Raw genomic sequence first — 15155 nt, forward strand, 5'->3', positions numbered from 1 at the left:
TAAGGACAGGCGCTATGAGATTAAAATGGGTATTAAGCCTGGCGATAATATTTTTTTATGCAGACCCGGCGCTGGCTGCCCGGCTGTCGGACGAGGAAGTGCAGCAGCGGATTGTAGCCGAGTCCATCGCAGACTATTCGGGTAGCTGCGCCTGCCCGTTTAATTCAGCCAGAAACGGCAGCCGCTGCGGTGGACGAAGCGCATGGAGCAGGCAGGGCGGTGAAGCGCCGATTTGCTATGTAAAAGAAGTGACGGCGGAAATGATTAATCAATGGCGAGCGGCCAATAACGAGGATTAGGCGGCACGCCGTGCCGCCGGAAACATCAGGCCTGTTTAGGCTGACCGTTGGATGCCATGATACCGCCATCGACCGGCAGATTAACGCCGGTGATATAGCGGGCGTCATCGCTGGCAATAAAGGCAATCGCGCTGGCGATATCTTCCGGTTCACCTGCACGCGCCAGCGGAATACGCTCATAGAACTTATTCAGCAGCTGCTGGTTATCTTTCATCTCTTCCGTCAGATCGGTAAAGGTAAAGCCGGGACAGATGGCGTTTACGCGTACGCCGTCTTCGCCATAATCCAGCGCCAGCGAGCGGGTAAAATTGGTGACCGCGCCCTTGGCGGCGTTGTAAACGCTCATTCCCCAGTCGCCACCCAGCCCGGAAACGGAAGAAACGTTAACCACGTTGCCTTTGCTTTTCAGCAGCGCGAGCATAAAGTAGTACACGCAGTAGAACACGCCGTCCAGGTCAACCTTCATCAGCTGTTTCCAGTCGTCCAGCGCGATCTCATGAATGCGGCCCTGCACGATCTGGCCGGCATTATTTACCAGCACGTCCACCCGACCATATTTATCCAGTACGTTTTTGGCAAGCCGTTCTACCTGTTCCGCCTCACCCACGTCGCAAGTTGCAACCAGATGCTCACCCTGAGCCAGTTTCGCCAGCGTCTTATCCAGCTTTTCTTTCGTGCGGCCTACCAGCACCACGGAAGCGCCTTCGCTGGCGAAGCGTTCTGCCGCAGCCTGACCAATACCGGAACCTGCACCGGTTACCACCACGACTTTTTGCTGAAAACGGGCCATATTAACCTCCTGTTGGAATAAATCTCTTGTTAAAACGCTCCGTTAACCCTGGCAGGCCTGTGACGGATCGCAAGCCCGGCAAAAAGGGGAGGCAATTAACTTATTGTTATTTAGCTGGTTTTTCAGGGGTTTCAGAATGTAACTTTTTCTGAATGTAACAGCCCGGCCTGCATCTCCATGCAGAGCAGATCGCCCGCCAGCGCAGAGTGGTAAACCGATTGTCTGAGCAGCGTAAAGCCGTGACGCTGGTAAAATGTCATGGCGTCCGGCGTGGAGGAAAGGGTAAGCGTAGTGATGCCCCTGGAGAGGGCCTCATTTTTTATGGCCGTCAAAATTTGCGTGGCGTACCCTTTTCCCATATGGTCCGGCAGGGTAAAAATGGCCTCCACGCTGTGCTTTTCGCTGTCAAGAAAGCCTGTCGCTACGGGAAAACCCGGCGCGTCTGCCACAAAAAAAGGGTGCTGAACAATGGCCTGAAGATAGCCACCAGGCATTTTGTCCGGCGTCCAGGCCATGACCTTCTCTTCACCGTAGGACGCTCTACAACCGGCGCGGATAGCCAGATTGCGTAGTTGCCATAGCGCCCGCGCTTCTTCCGGGCGTGCCCGTCTGATCATCGGCTTGACCTTAGCCAGCGTGGCTGGAATAACGTTTGATGTTAAAACCTTCTTCTTTTACCGGCGCAACAAAATAGCGGCTGATAAGCTCATATTCGGCCTCTGTAGCAGCAAAATCATGGTTTTTGGCCTGGTTTCTTAACGCCAGCCGGGTTTTACACAAACTGTCTGGCTCATCCAGGAAATGCAGGATGTGCATACAGCGGGCCTGGTCCACAATTTGTTTCATCCACTGGCGTTGCGCAAGCGTATTTGCCGGAAAATCAAGCACTACGGAAGTGCCCGTTGTCAAGAGGGCCACAAGATGAGGCGTCAGCGTATCGCGCAGCCTTGCAGCGTATTTGACGTAATCCGTGACGTTTTTCATTTCCGGGCCATAAAGCCCGGACAGCCAGCTGTCTTCAGACAGGATAAGCGTGCGGGGAGCACTGGCAAGCTGCTGCGCCAGGGTGGATTTACCGGAAGCAATTTTACCGCACAGCAGATGCAGCAAAGGTGGAGAAGCAGCAGAATCGACCATAACATTCCTCGTTAACGACAATACCCTTTTTACAGCAAACCGTTCAGGGCGAGCGAAGGCGCATTAGAAACAGCGCCAGATGGTAAAGCAGATCCTCTACAGCGAACCTGATGGGCACCGAATAATTGATAATCAGCACGGCTAAAACCAGTAAAATCAGGCAGCTTGTTATAATACGCGGCATTATCACCTCTCTGCGCCCCTGGAGCGGCAAACCCAATGAAACCGGAAAAAGTCGTAAACATAGTTAAACACAACGGTATAAGGCAGAAAAAAGGCGACCAGCGCAATTTGCAACATAAAGGCTTTCAACAATGAGACGGTAAACCACCAGGCGGTTACCGGGATCAGGACGGCAAGCAGTCCGGCTTCAAAAAGGACGGCGTGGAGGATCCTGACAGGCAGGCTCCGCCTGAAACCCATTCTTATCTGAACAGCATCAAACAGGCGATTAAAAATAACATTCCACAGCATCGCCGTGACGGCGGACAGCGCTGCCAGCACGGCAGATTGCGTTACGGGCACGGCTAATATCGCCGCCAGCATGAGCGCAATCAGGACATTAGCCACCACCTCAAAAAGTATTGAGTGAAAAACCCTTTCTTTCAACGTTTTGTTTAACACTGTTTCCATTAAAGTTTCCGATAATCTCAACGGTTGCGCCCGGCAGGCAGGCGGTTACGGGCCGGTAGGGTAGCAATCCTGCTTACCGGAAACTTTGTCTACCATCATTTCTTGTCTTTATCGCGGGATCCTGAACGCATAAAACAGGTTGACGCACCCTGTGGCGTCATTTCTGAGACTGAAAGCGAAAAAAACTTGATAAACTGCTGGTCACAGCAGAAGCGATGCCTTTCGCCGAATAAATGCCGCGCCGTCTACCTTTCCTTTACGACCTCATGACCCTTCAGGCAGCGTCATAGCGTCGAACCGCACGGTTCCCTTATCAGGACTGACAGCTCGTCTGGTTAGCTGCGTGGCTTTTCAGAATCAGCACCAAATAAATTTACAGCGCCCTCACGCGTACGCATTTCCCGCACTAATGTAAAAATATCAACTACTCCAGCTGTGCTAAATCGAATTTTCTTATTCCTGGCGCAGGCCGGGATTTTTTTCTCGTCCATTTGAGAAGACGCTGAAGCAGAAAGGGGGCTCTATGTTCATTCATGAAATGGTAGTGAGGATTGGTGTTGTATCTTCAGCCGGAGCGAGTGTGGCGAGTCAGTTAGGTGGCATGAACTACAGCGTGTTGTTTGGCTCTTTTGCCGGAGCGGTGTTTTATGTTGCCGGCGCAGCTGACATCGCTTTGCGCGTGCGGGCTGCTTATTTTGTTGTCTCATGGATCGTGGGCGTGTTCGGCGCCGATGTTGTAGGCGCCAAACTGGCTGGCCTGTTGGGATATAGCGACAGGCCGCTGGATGGGCTTGGAGCGGTACTGCTCTCGGCGCTGGCCATTAAAACCTTAACATTCTTTAATCAGCAGGATCCGGCCGCCTGGCTGGCCCGCATCAAAGGAGGCTTTCATGGTCACAAATGATCCTATGGTGATTACCAATGTGATCACCTGCTCGGCAATTGCCCTGCGGCTGATGTTTTTCCGTAAGCCCGGCGCGCACCATCAATGGTGGGCATCATGGCTGGCCTATCTGCTGGTGCTGGCCTATGGTTCGGTTCCGTTTCGTTATTTCTTTGATGATTACAGTCATAGCAGCTGGGCTTCTATCCTCATCAATCTGGTGTTCTGCGCGGCGGTATTTCGCTCAAAAGGCAACGTAGCGGAGATCCTTGCCGTGCTGCGCCCCGGTAGATGAAATTTTCGCCTGCCGGTCGGCTTGTCTCACTGGCAGGAGTTCTTTTTTTGAACGGTACTGTTAAGGTCATACGCCGTATTAATATATTATTCTTACCTAAGCTAAATTAGCGTAATAAATACATGTTCACTCTGCCGCTTATCCATCAATCTGTTGCGCGTTCTTTTCAGACATAACCTGCTGTATTAAAAGGCAGTCAATCCCCGCTCCCGCTATTAATAAATCGCTTTCTTTCACGATGCGAATAAGGCCAAATCCGCCAGAAATGTTCTGTTACGGGAAAGTTTCATTAATAATGGTAAAACGAACGATTTCCTTACATTATTTACCAGCGGTAGTTAATCTTCATTGGGTTTACAACTTTCTTCTGCCAGGATTAGTCTGTTTTTCTCTTTAATCCCCTGTAGATTTGCCGGATAAAGAAACATTTTCCGGTAAAAGATGGGTAAAAATGGCAAAAAAGTTAAATCTGTTTAAATCAAGGGTTGAGATGCTCAGCCATTGCTCAGTAAAATAGGGCCAAAACTCAAATCAGGAGAATTTCGTGTCAGAAGCTGCGTATGTCTATCATCCGGAACGACTGGAAGAAGCGAAGAACATCGCTTTGGGGTGGCGAATTGTAGGCCAGATGGAGCCGCAAACGCTTGAGGATGCTATTCAAATGTTGCGAGACAGCTCGGCCTACGCTGCACAGGTTTACGATCTGCTTTACGCCGAAATCGCTGAGCATCAAAAAACGCAGGAAAACCGCTGATTACCTTCGGGCCAGCGCGTCGGCCCGATAGCGTTGCCAGGTTTCCCAGCATTTTTGCGGATCGACATTAGCGTATCCGCAAAAAGGATCCAGCGTGCGGGCTATATTATCCGGTACTAAAACCTGCGTGGTGATATCCCGAATCTTTTCCACTTCTTCCTTCGTTAACGGCGAGCCTTTACGCCATTCAGCCTTCGCCAGTAGCCCTCCCAGCGCAGGAACAGATATAACCGCCATAGTTGCGTCTCAATTAATTGCCTGCTCAGATCGTCGGCTCGTCCGGAGAAAACTTTAGGTTGTTACGAAATTTAAATTTATTTAAATAAATTTTAACAACTCATTAAAGTAATAAAGAGGGGGATGTATCAGTGCGGTTTCAGTTTTCAGATAAAAAAATGCCCGCAAAGAGGATAATCACGGGCCAACACCAGGGAAACTTGATAGAAGAATAGTGGCATGAAGACGGTAAAACGCAACCGTCCACGGGCAAAAATCGTTATAATAACGCCTGAAGTGCGAGGGTTATCAAAATTCTTCTGCAATCAGCCACTGGTCCGCTTCATCGAACATTTCTTCAATAATTCTCAACATTACCGATTTGTCGCTTTTGCTGGCGTCCGTTTTCACGCCGTTTGCCTGCATAGGTTTTACTTTGACGTCGGCATCGGGGAAAACTCGCTTAATGCGCTTTTCCAGTTCATCTAAAATCAGCTGCTGCGCGTTTGGTAAGCCCGCAACGTTGCGCTTATCGTAAATCAGTTCAACAAACATGAGAGGGATCCTGGTTATCAATGCTGGATAAAAATACAGTTAAATCTGCCTGGCTTCAACTGAAATTTGTTGATGGCGGCGATAACTTTCCTTATCTGGTCGACACTTGCGGCCCCTCCCGCTGCGCAGCAATCATCAAAAATTGCTGTGCACATAGACTACACTTTCCTCGGTTAACTTAAGGAGAGAAAAGATGAAAAAATTGTTACTTTTTCCACTGATTGCCGTGGCCACTTTGCTGAGCGGCTGCGCAAATGACCATATCATTCATATGCGCGACGGCAGCACAAAGGTGGTTGAAGGGAAGCCGGAAATTGATAAGGCGACCGGTATGGTTATCTACACCGATGAATCCGGCAGGCAGCAGGCGGTAAACCAGGCGGATATTAAAGAGATGAGCAGCCTGTAACGCAGACCAGGCCACTTCCGATTGCGGCCCAACCACGACGCGGGCAGGATACTGTGCCAGACCTGTCAGACACTTGCCCGGAGAATACTCATGCTTCGTTTACTTGCCCTCGGCGGCCTTTGCGCCTGTTCCTTTTTTGCTCACTCCTCTGAAGGCACTGCGCCGTTACAAAACAGCGAGTATCAGATTACCTGTCCGGGCAGGCCAACCATGACCGTGACCAACGCACAGTATGGCCTGACCACGGTATTGTGGGCGGGCGATAACTTCCAGATTGCGTCCGGCAGCCAGCAGTCCCGTACCGATAACGGCGATAAAGTGGCTATCGTGCTGTTTCGCAACGGAGACCAGATGGTGATGAACAAAAGCACCAATGAGACCTTTTTCTCGTATGACGGTAAGAAAAACCTGGTTTCCTGTAGCCGCACCGGCGAACGCGAAAACAGCACGGTAACATTGCAACGAACCGATGCGTCGGGAAAGGTCGAATCCTGAGTAGTCAGTCGGGCAATCTTGCCGGGAGGCCGGCGCGGGCCGCAAACTTTTACGTATAAAAGAGGAGTCTATGACTATCAGAATAACGCACCAGCCTGGCACGGACGAACTGGCGGAAATTGAAGCCGGCCTGCTGGCTTATAACTCGCAGTTTATGGCTATCGGCGAGTTAAAAAGTATCGGGGCATTTATTGAAGACGCCAGCGGCAAAAAACTTGCCGGCCTGACGGGTTCAACGGTGGGCAACTGGTTGCGCATTAATATGCTTTGGGTAAGCGAAGCATTGCGTGGGCAGGGTACAGGCACGGCGCTGATGCAGGCGGTGGAAGAAGAGGCCCGTCGACGCGGCTGCCTCTACGCTCAGGTCGATACCGCCAGCTTCCAGGCCCGGCCCTTCTATGAAAAACAGGGCTACGTCGTCCGGCTGGTGCTGGATAACTATCCGCGCGTGCACCAGCGGTTTTACCTGACGAAAACGCTGTAGCAGGAAGACGACGATTATTCTCCTGGCCGCTGACGCAGATCCAGCGGCGAGTTCTCCGCCTCATCCAGCAGCGCCAGCCACTCCCGCATCGTCACTTCCTGCCAGGAAAGGTGGCCTTTTGTGGTTCCCATCAGCACCACGTCCGGGCGCAGCGCCCGATAAAACTCCAGCGTTTTTTTCAGATCGGCCTCGTTGCTTTCCGGCACCAGCACGGTTACCCAGCGCTGGTGGCTGAGGCTGATAGTATCGCCGACAAACAGATAGGTTTTGCCATAGGGCGAAGCATAAAGGTAGGTGGTGCTGCCCGGCGTATGGCCCGGCGTGGGCACCACGTGCAGGCTGCCGCAGTGCACTTCCGCCTGATTAAAGGTGTCGTCCGCTTCGGCGAACGAGCTGACGGGGCCAAGCGCGCGGTTGTGGCAATAGAGCGCCGAATTAAAACGTTGCTGCAGCAGTCGCGCGCCCGGGCCAGCCTCGTGCCAGTGGGTCAGATAGTGGCGAAAAATCCCGCCGAGATCGCTGATAATATTATGGTCTTCATGATCCTCAACGCGTGAAATCAGCACGTTGCCGCGTGAAAGCTTCAGCAGAAAACCGTGCATCATCACTTCCGGATCGCGTTCGCCCGGCGGAAACTCCGGCGTTGAGATCCACAGATCTTCATACAGCTGCTTCATGAATGCTCCCGCAGTACCGCATGCCCTGACAGAGTCAGCCTGGCGACATCGCCTGCGACCCGCAGCTGGCCATGCGCGCCAAGCGGCAGCGTGACGGTGTTCCAGTGATGGCCAAATTCCAGCCCGGTCACCACCGGCAGGCCGGTCAGCTCGCGTATTAGCGTCCACACGCTGTCAAAGTCATAGCCGTTGTCGTACTCGCTGAGTTTTACGCCGGTAAAACTGCCGGTGACAATGGCTTTCTGCCGTGCCAGCACGCCGTGCTGCGCCAGCTGCAGCAGCATTCTCTCCACGCGGAAAGGGTGCTCGTTAATATCCTCAATCACCAGGATGCCGCCGTCGATCTCCGGCAGCCACGGCGTACCGATCAGCGAAGTCAGCATCGCCAGATTTCCGCCCCAAACCGTGCCCGAAACGTCTACATCCTGCGGCGCGGTGGGCCATTCCAGCGTGAATTCGGGCGAGGTCAGCGCCCGCCAGAAATGATCGAGGGTGAAATCAGAAACGACCTCCGCGCCAAAATTGCCTGCCAGCATCGGGCCGCTGAAGGTTTGTCCGCCCGCCTTCAGCAGCGCCATCTGGATCACGGTAAAGTCGCTGTGGCCGCAAATTGCCAGCGGGCGCTCGCGCAGACGCGCCGCCAGCGCGGCGGCATCGAAACCGGGAAGCAGCCTGGTGGCGCCGTAGCCGCCGCGAACCGTCAGCACAATATCCGCTTCGACCTGTCGTAAATCCAAATCCTGTAGCCGCTGCTCGTCGCTACCGGCAAAACGTTGGCTGCGACGGGCGATCGTTTGCAGGTTAGTCACCTGATGACCCTGCTCCTGCAAACGCCGCACGGCGAGCTGCGCGGCCGCCTGATTCTGGCAATAGCCGGAAGGCGCGATCAAATGAAAAGTGCGTGGAGTAACGGACATAATCTTCACTTTTATCCTTAATTGGCTAAATTTTGGCCCTTATTCAACGGTTTTTCGTCGCGGTAAAGCTGTTAGCCTTGTACTTTCAGGCGGGACATCTGTTTTCTGCGCAGGGTTAATGAATCATTTTACGCAACCCAGGGTCCAATACGGCTGATAATGACGAAAAGCGCAGCTGAAGTCATCCACCGCTGCGCTAAATTAAGAGTTTCGGTAATATTATCCCGGCAAATCGCCGCTATGATAAAACGCGAAGCTAAAGCTGAGAGGAATAAAATAGCGTGAAGAGCATAAAAACAGTGGCGATCGTGAGTATGCTCCTGCTGGCAGGGTGCGCCAGCCAGCCGCATAAACCGAATGAACATCAGCGGCAAACCCCGCTCACCAAGGCGCCGCCGGGGAAGGTTGCTCAGGCCTGGTCGCTGTTTACGGAAAACGCCGCGCATAACTACGGCGTCGATCAGAAGCTGGTTGAAGCGATCATTTCCGTGGAATCGGGCGGCAATCCAACGGTAGTCAGCAAGTCGAATGCCATTGGATTGATGCAGATAAAAGCCTCTACGGCGGGCCGGGAAGTCTATCGGGTACAGGGCCGTCGCGGGCAGCCAAGCACCTCGGAACTGCGCGATCCGGTGAAAAATATCGATATTGGTACGGCTTATCTGAAAATTTTGCAGGATAGTTCGCTGTCGGGGATCCGCGATCCGAAAACGCTGCGCTACGCCACTATTGTTTCCTACGCTAATGGCGCAGGCGCGCTGCTGAGAACGTTCTCACGCGACAGGGATCGGGCTATCGCCATGATCAACGCCATGACGCCGGAAGAGTTTTATCAGCATGTACAGAACAAGCATCCGGCAGCGCAGGCGCCGCGCTATTTGTGGAAAGTGACCACGGCCTACCGGACAATTTAGTGGGCGCGCGATCTGATAAAGCTTGCTGCGTCAGCAGGATGGCTTACGGCTACTGAAAGCGGGTGGCTTTTTCGCGCGCCAGACGTTCCAGCGAGAAAATCACGTTCTGTAACAGGCGCTCCTGGCTGAAATCCAGCGAGGCGAAGCGAAAGCTCAGGCGCGGCGTGACCACGGTTTCATTTTTATTGCCTACCACGCTGCGCTCGCCGACGTTAATCAGCGTGGCGTCCGCCTCAAGGCGACCATATTCGCCCAGTTCAACACACACTTTCTTAAAGATTTCGCCACCCTCCAGGCTTTCCGGAATGGGAGAATCGCTTAACACGCCGATACCGCCCAGCGAGAGATCCTGGACTCGCATCCGGCCCTGGCCGCTGCCGTCCGGCCATTTGACATAGCAGTAAAAAATGGGGTCAAGCGGGACGGCCACGCGAAAGAACTCACGTCGTTGGATCATCAACAGCTCGTCGGGCAGCCCGGCGCCAAAGGCAGGCAGGCCTTCATGACTGTCGTTTTCAAGGGCGTTAAGCGTAAACTCGACTTTTGCGCCGTAGGTTTCCGCGGCCAGATGCAGTTCATTCATTTCCAGCGCCAGCTGGTTTTCATACTCATTGCTGCCGTAGTCGACGATCAGACGCTCTTTATCCGCATACAGCAGCCGCGTAATAAACTGGCCCCTTGCATGGGAAACCAGAACAGGCGTCTGATTTTTCAGCAGATTTTTTAATACGGCAAGCACGGCGAGCGGGCCACGCTTGAGATATTGTTCTTTTTCTTCTTCTTTCACGTCCTACTCCGATTGGGTGTCAGCAAACCCGCACCTGGCGGTGTTACGTCAAATTATCGGCATCGGCGCGTGACGCTTTAGCCGGTCCGAAAAAAAAATTGCAAAAAGTTTGGCTTTAAATCACAGAGTTAGAAATCTTGCCTATACTTATGCCGTCTAATCAGTACAAGCAAAGGAGCAGTAAATGGGAATTTTGTCATGGATCATTTTCGGTCTGATTGCCGGTATCATCGCTAAGTGGGTTATGCCGGGTAAAGATGGTGGCGGTATTATTATCACCGTGATCCTGGGCGTAGTCGGCGCCGTGGTCGGCGGCTGGATCAGTACGCTGTTCGGTTTCGGCAAGGTAGACGGCTTCAACTTCGGCAGCTTTATCGTGGCGGTCATTGGCGCCATCGTTGTGCTGTGGATCTACCGTAAAGTCAGAAGCTAATCGCGCAGCGGTAAAGCTTACTGAGAAACCCCACGCTCCGGCGTGGGGTTTTTCTTATCTGCCTCAGAAATCGTAGCCGACGGTGGCCATCACCGAACGTTCCGCTCCCCAGTAGCAGTAGCCCGTGCCGTAGCAGGCCGCGACGTAGTGACGGTCGGTGAGGTTAGTCGCGTTAAGCTGCACAAACGCGCCTTTCAGGCTGGGGTTCCAGACGCCAAGATCGGCCCGTACCGAAGCGTCAAACAGCGTGACGGAGGGCAGGCGCGTGGTGTTTTCATTGTCTGCCCACTGCTTGCCGATATAGCGTACGCCCGCGCCCGCGCTGACGCCCCACGCAAACTGATATTTACCCCAGAAAGAAGCCATCGAATTTGGCGTCACATAAGGCGTGTGGCCGTCGTTGCCGTCCACGGCATCCTTATAACGGACGTGATTAAGCGTGTAGCTGGCCAGCGTGCTCAGGCGCGGCGTCCACTGGTGATGGGCTTCCAGCTCCAGCCCCTGCGAATGCACTTTGCCTGCCGGGTCGTAATAGGATTCCTTAACCACGCGGTTGCCCACATCTTTCTGCGTTAAATCGTACACTGCCGCGCTATAGAGATCCGAGGTGCCCGGCGGCTGATATTTCACGCCGGTTTCATACTGCTCCGAGGTCGTCGGCTGCAGCAGATTGCCGTTAATGTCGGAAAGGGACTGCGGCGTAATCGCCTGGCTGTAGCTGACGTAAGGCGAAACGCCGTTGGCAAAGGCGTAAAGCAGCGCGGCGCGCCCGCTGAGATGATCGTCCTGGCGGCGATGCTTGTCTGCCGTCGCATCGTTCTCCGTTTGCGATACGATACGGTCATAGCGCCCGGACAGATCCAGATGCCACTGCTGCCAGCTCATCTCGTCCTGCAAATAAACGCCGGTCTGATAGTAGCGGCGCTGCGAGCGGGAAAAATCGTAATCCGGCTGCGGCCCCAGCGCTTCACCCGTGCGCGCGTTCAGCTGGCTGGCGTTGCCGCTGGCTTCATAAAGATCGTTTTTATACTGATGGTACTCCGCGCCCAGCACGACTTTGTGTGCCAGCTCGCCCGTGGCGAAATCCGCCTCCAGCTGATTATCCAGCGCAAAGGCATCGAGTGACGAGCGGGAGCCGGAGTAATAGCGGTTCAGCCGATCCGCGTCAGCCGTATCCCAGCCAATTTGGTAAACCTGATCGAGATCGACATTGGAATGGGCGTAGCTGGCGTTGGAGCGGAAAGCCCAGGTATCGTTAAAGCGATGGGCAAATTCATAGCTGTAAATCTGCTCGCGCCGTTTAAATTGATCCAGAGAGCTGTCGCCATCGTAAAAGCCGGTACTCAGCTTGCGTCCGTTATGTTCAGTAATACTGCCGTCGCCGGGCACCGCGCCGTGATAGCCACCGGAAGGATCCTTCTGTAGATAAGCGCGCAGCAGCAGAGAAGTATCTTCATCCGGCTGCCAGAGCAGGGAAGGGGAAAGGGCGTATTTCTCTTCGCGCGTATGATCGTATTGCGTATCGCTGTGGCGGCTAAGGCCGGTCAGCCGGAATGCCCACTGTTCGTTAATGGCGTCGGTATAATCAAAGGCGGTGCTGGTGCTGTTATGGTTGCCCGCCGAGGCGCGGAAATGGCCCTGCTGGCTGAACTGCGGACGCTTCGAACTTTCCATCACCAGCCCGCCGGGCACCGTTTGACCATAAAGCGCCGATGAGGGGCCTTTAATTACGTCGATACGTTCCAGAAACCAGGGATCGACCTGCAGTATATTGTAGCTGCCGGGATCGCTCATCAGCCGCAAGCCGTCCAGGAAGATATTATCCACGTCGCCGCCGTGGAAGCCGCGCAGCGAAACGGTATCGTAGCGGCTGGCTGCGCCGGCAAAATTCGTAAAAGCACCGGCGGTATAGCTCAGCGCCTGGTTGACGTCGGTTGCGCCCTGATCCTCCATCTGCTGTCGGGTGACAACGGAAACGGCCTGCGCGGTAAGCGCCAGCGGCCGGTCGGTTTTCATTGCGCCCTGGCTGGTGGTGGCGTTATAGCCGGAGGTCGGCGTAGTGGCCGTTTCGGCAGGAGCGGCGGTAACGACCAGCGTATCGGCGGCGCAAAGGGCAACGGGCGAGACAAACAGCGTAGTACAGAACAGCAGGCGTTTTTGAGCGAAAACCATGCTTCTTCCCTTTCAGAGTTCAAACAGAAAGCGCTGCCGGACTTGTTAACGGCTGGCAGCAAAAGTGTAAAGAGTATGACAATCTTAATGATAATTATTATCTTTACAACTACGGCGTACAATCCGTGATTTTTCTGATAAACGGCGTGAAGGGGAAAAATAAGCAGGAGGAATCAGGCAAGCGTGCGTGATTTTCTGGTAAGCAACGAAGGGAGAGAAACAAGCAGGGGGAAATCAGGCGATCCTGGACCGCCTGAAGAAAGGCTTACTGGCCTTTAGTGATATCGCCGACGTTATTACATACCACCCCTTTCGGGCAGTAGAGATCCATTAACTTCAGCGTGACGCCGTTGGTCCAGCCGAAGCCGTCCTGTAGCGGGTATTCGCCGCCGCCGCCGCCGCCCAGGTTATTGCCTTCCACCACATATTTTTCGACCAGCTTGTGCTCTTTGTCATAGGTGGTCTGCACGTTTTTCAAAAAGCGCATGCCGATATCTTTCGCCAGCGTCTGCTTGCCGTAGTTGTTCAGCCCTTCCACGGCTGCCCACTGCAACGGCGCCCAGCCGTTTGGCGCATCCCACTGCTGGCCGTTGTTGACGTTGGTTGTTACCAGGCCGCCTTCCTTCACCAGCTGCGCCTGGACCGCCGTCGCCGTGCGGTTGGCCTGATCCGCCGTTGCCGCCTTGAGATAAAGCGGGAACAGCGTCGCGGCCGTCAGCTGCGGACGGACTTGCGCCATCTTCCAGTCATAGTCGGCGTACCAGCCCTGTTTTTCATCCCAGAAATAGCGGTTAATCGCCTGCTGGCGCTGTTCGGCCCGCTGCGCAAAGCGCTCGCTGGCGTCCGCCTGACCGGCCTCTTTATTGGCGCGCGCCAGCGTTTTTTCCAGATGAAACATCAGCGAGTTCAGATCGACCGGCAAAATAGCGGTGGTTTGAATCGAGGAGATATCGTCCGGCTTAGCGAACCAGCGTGAGCTGAAATCCCAGCCGGAGGCCGCGCCCGAGCGAAGATCGCGATAAAGCTCGCCCTTATCGCGTCCTTTAGCTTTTTCCACCGTCGCGATGTCGTCCATATAAGATTCGGTACGCGGCACGTCACGGGCGTCCCAATAGCGGTTCAGCAGCGCGCCGTCTTTCAGCTTCACCAGCCGCTTGCTGGCTTCGCCCGCTTTGAGGTGGTCAGCGCCGTTCATCCAGTAGTCATACTCTTTCTGCAGCTCCGGCAGGTACTGACGATAGACGCTGTCGCCTTTATGCGTCGCCAGCAGGTCGACCATCAGGCTGAAGAAAGGCGGCTGCGAGCGGCTGAGATAATAGCTGCGGTTGCCGTTAGGGATATGGCCATATTTATCCAGCAGCGAGGCGAAGTTATCCACCATATCCTGCACGCGATCCCAGTGGCCGCTTTCCGCCAGGCCAAGCATCGTGAAATAGCTGTCCCAATAGTAAATCTCCCGGAAGCGGCCGCCCGGCACGACATAAGGCTTGGGCAACGCCAGCAGAGAATCCCACTGGTTAACCGGCGTGGCGTTACGGGTCAGTACCGGCCACAGCCCGTCGATATGTTCACGCAGGCTCTGTCCGGCAGGCGGCACGTAGGCCGGGCCGTTGGTGGGCAGCGTGAAGTTGGTATTCACAAATCGGCGCAGGTCGAAATTGCGCTGTTTTCTCTGCATCTGCCAGTCTGCCAGGATCAGGCTGGGACTGGTTTTCGGCAGGGCGTCTGCGAAGGTCTTTTGATCGGGAAACAGTTTAGCGGCCTGCACCGCCTTAAACAGCGGCCCCAGCGTCATATCAGGCGGCTGCGGCTGCCCATCGGCGGCAGCGGCGAAGCCGGCCTGCGTCAGCGCGGCAATCAGCAACGGCAGCGACAGCACGGTTTTCCATTGACGTTTTTCAACTTTCTGCATTAGTCGTTCTCCCTATCCCAATCGAATAGCTGTAAGTTATTGACCCTGAAACAAACTTTAGACGAAATTCCGGAGTTCGCCCGGACCGGTGCCGCGAAATGTGATGCGCCAGGCTTTTTATCAACGGCGCGTGAAAGAAAAGGGGTACAAACTGGAAATATTTAATCAAATCTATTAAGCAAATAAAGTAAAAATGGCTTATTCAGGATGCGGCGGCTAATAGCTTCCTGAAAGCCATCTGATATCAGCGGCCGTCCGTAAAAAACAACCCGCTAACTGGAACGGTGGTTTTATGAAGGATCTTTTTTCGATAATTGTTTAGCGGGCTGTTTGCTACGCTTGCCAACAAGCCGCCGCTTTATGTTACTGAAAAAGATCGGATGGTGAAATAAT

Annotated in this window: 20 protein-coding genes; 9 read left to right on the plus strand and 11 right to left on the minus strand. The window is 54.0% G+C overall.

Going from position 1 to position 15155, the window contains the following annotated elements; all coding sequences use genetic code 11:
* Positions 1 to 14: 14 nt before the first annotated feature.
* A complete protein-coding gene (locus ACA373_RS01995) occupies positions 15 to 299 on the plus strand; it encodes a hypothetical protein (RefSeq protein ID WP_370733922.1) in 285 nt (94 codons plus the stop codon).
* 25 nt (positions 300 to 324) lie between these two features.
* On the opposite strand, the gene ACA373_RS02000 is transcribed toward ACA373_RS01995, so the two are convergent.
* The 4 genes from ACA373_RS02000 to ACA373_RS02015 all read right to left on the minus strand — a co-directional run bounded on the left by ACA373_RS02000 (position 325) and on the right by ACA373_RS02015 (position 2859).
* Entirely contained in the window at positions 325 to 1089 is a 765-nt protein-coding gene (locus ACA373_RS02000) for an SDR family NAD(P)-dependent oxidoreductase (RefSeq protein ID WP_370733923.1), read from the minus strand.
* Between the two features lie 131 nt (positions 1090 to 1220).
* Entirely contained in the window at positions 1221 to 1706 is a 486-nt protein-coding gene (locus tag ACA373_RS02005) for a GNAT family N-acetyltransferase (protein WP_253454539.1), read from the minus strand.
* A gap of 10 nt (positions 1707 to 1716) precedes the next feature.
* Complete coding sequence (locus tag ACA373_RS02010) at positions 1717 to 2226, minus strand: AAA family ATPase (RefSeq protein WP_370733924.1); 510 nt, start codon at positions 2224 to 2226, stop codon at positions 1717 to 1719.
* Positions 2227 to 2412: 186 nt separating this feature from the next.
* Positions 2413 to 2859 carry a PACE efflux transporter gene (locus ACA373_RS02015; RefSeq protein ID WP_253454537.1) on the minus strand — a complete coding sequence of 149 codons (447 nt, stop codon included), beginning with the start codon at positions 2857 to 2859 and terminating at the stop codon, positions 2413 to 2415.
* Positions 2860 to 3382: 523 nt separating this feature from the next.
* Here ACA373_RS02015 and ACA373_RS02020 point away from each other — a divergent pair.
* The 3 genes from ACA373_RS02020 (at position 3383) to ACA373_RS02030 (ending at position 4791) form a co-directional block, all read left to right on the plus strand.
* On the plus strand, positions 3383 to 3763 hold the full coding sequence (locus ACA373_RS02020; RefSeq protein WP_125289672.1) for a putative holin: 381 nt from the start codon (positions 3383 to 3385) through the stop codon (positions 3761 to 3763).
* Positions 3750 to 4037, plus strand: a complete 288-nt coding sequence (locus ACA373_RS02025) for a phage holin family protein (RefSeq protein WP_253454536.1) — start codon at positions 3750 to 3752, stop codon at positions 4035 to 4037. Before ACA373_RS02020 ends, ACA373_RS02025 begins: the two co-directional genes overlap by 14 nt.
* Before the next feature lie 544 nt (positions 4038 to 4581).
* Positions 4582 to 4791 (plus strand): hypothetical protein, encoded by a 210-nt coding sequence (locus tag ACA373_RS02030; protein WP_370733925.1) that lies wholly within the window; start codon positions 4582 to 4584, stop codon positions 4789 to 4791.
* Here the strand turns inward: ACA373_RS02030 and ACA373_RS02035 are convergent, their stop codons facing one another.
* Together ACA373_RS02035 and ACA373_RS02040 are read right to left on the minus strand one after the other, a co-directional pair.
* Positions 4792 to 5028: a hypothetical protein gene (locus ACA373_RS02035; RefSeq protein ID WP_253454535.1), complete on the minus strand. Its 237-nt coding sequence runs from the start codon at positions 5026 to 5028 to the stop codon at positions 4792 to 4794. It abuts the gene before it with no gap.
* Positions 5029 to 5316: 288 nt separating this feature from the next.
* A complete protein-coding gene (locus ACA373_RS02040) occupies positions 5317 to 5562 on the minus strand; it encodes a DinI-like family protein (RefSeq protein WP_125289676.1) in 246 nt (81 codons plus the stop codon).
* Between the two features lie 193 nt (positions 5563 to 5755).
* Between ACA373_RS02040 and ACA373_RS02045 the strand changes: the two genes are divergently transcribed.
* The 3 genes from ACA373_RS02045 (at position 5756) to ACA373_RS02055 (ending at position 6950) form a co-directional block, all read left to right on the plus strand.
* Positions 5756 to 5971 (plus strand): YgdI/YgdR family lipoprotein, encoded by a 216-nt coding sequence (locus ACA373_RS02045; RefSeq protein ID WP_253454533.1) that lies wholly within the window; start codon positions 5756 to 5758, stop codon positions 5969 to 5971.
* A 90-nt stretch (positions 5972 to 6061) separates the two neighbouring features.
* Positions 6062 to 6466 (plus strand): hypothetical protein, encoded by a 405-nt coding sequence (locus ACA373_RS02050; RefSeq protein ID WP_369896073.1) that lies wholly within the window; start codon positions 6062 to 6064, stop codon positions 6464 to 6466.
* A gap of 70 nt (positions 6467 to 6536) precedes the next feature.
* Positions 6537 to 6950 carry a GNAT family N-acetyltransferase gene (locus tag ACA373_RS02055; protein ID WP_370733926.1) on the plus strand — a complete coding sequence of 138 codons (414 nt, stop codon included), beginning with the start codon at positions 6537 to 6539 and terminating at the stop codon, positions 6948 to 6950.
* 14 nt (positions 6951 to 6964) lie between these two features.
* Here ACA373_RS02055 and ACA373_RS02060 read toward each other — a convergent pair whose 3' ends face one another.
* Together ACA373_RS02060 and ldcA are read right to left on the minus strand one after the other, a co-directional pair.
* A complete protein-coding gene (locus ACA373_RS02060; RefSeq protein ID WP_253454530.1) occupies positions 6965 to 7627 on the minus strand; it encodes an MBL fold metallo-hydrolase in 663 nt (220 codons plus the stop codon).
* Positions 7624 to 8544 (minus strand): muramoyltetrapeptide carboxypeptidase, encoded by a 921-nt coding sequence (gene ldcA, locus ACA373_RS02065; RefSeq protein ID WP_369896071.1) that lies wholly within the window; start codon positions 8542 to 8544, stop codon positions 7624 to 7626. The genes ACA373_RS02060 and ldcA overlap by 4 nt, the downstream gene beginning before the upstream one ends.
* A 314-nt stretch (positions 8545 to 8858) precedes the next feature.
* Between ldcA and emtA the strand changes: the two genes are divergently transcribed.
* On the plus strand, positions 8859 to 9458 hold the full coding sequence (gene emtA / locus ACA373_RS02070) for a membrane-bound lytic murein transglycosylase EmtA (protein WP_125289821.1): 600 nt from the start codon (positions 8859 to 8861) through the stop codon (positions 9456 to 9458).
* Between the two features lie 49 nt (positions 9459 to 9507).
* Here the strand turns inward: emtA and ACA373_RS02075 are convergent, their stop codons facing one another.
* Positions 9508 to 10245: a flagellar brake protein gene (locus ACA373_RS02075; RefSeq protein WP_253454528.1), complete on the minus strand. Its 738-nt coding sequence runs from the start codon at positions 10243 to 10245 to the stop codon at positions 9508 to 9510.
* Between the two features lie 184 nt (positions 10246 to 10429).
* On the opposite strand from ACA373_RS02075, the gene ACA373_RS02080 reads away from it, so the two are divergent.
* Positions 10430 to 10678 (plus strand): GlsB/YeaQ/YmgE family stress response membrane protein, encoded by a 249-nt coding sequence (locus tag ACA373_RS02080; protein WP_253454527.1) that lies wholly within the window; start codon positions 10430 to 10432, stop codon positions 10676 to 10678.
* 63 nt (positions 10679 to 10741) lie between these two features.
* Here ACA373_RS02080 and ACA373_RS02085 read toward each other — a convergent pair whose 3' ends face one another.
* Both ACA373_RS02085 and treA read right to left on the minus strand, forming a co-directional pair.
* Positions 10742 to 12850, minus strand: a complete 2109-nt coding sequence (locus tag ACA373_RS02085; protein ID WP_253454526.1) for a TonB-dependent siderophore receptor — start codon at positions 12848 to 12850, stop codon at positions 10742 to 10744.
* A gap of 265 nt (positions 12851 to 13115) precedes the next feature.
* Positions 13116 to 14762 carry an alpha,alpha-trehalase TreA gene (gene treA / locus ACA373_RS02090; protein WP_301251747.1) on the minus strand — a complete coding sequence of 549 codons (1647 nt, stop codon included), beginning with the start codon at positions 14760 to 14762 and terminating at the stop codon, positions 13116 to 13118.
* Between the last annotated feature and the right edge of the window lie 393 nt (positions 14763 to 15155).

This window comes from Erwinia sp. STN24 (assembly GCF_041320675.1).
Lineage (GTDB): Bacteria > Pseudomonadota > Gammaproteobacteria > Enterobacterales > Enterobacteriaceae > Erwinia > Erwinia aeris.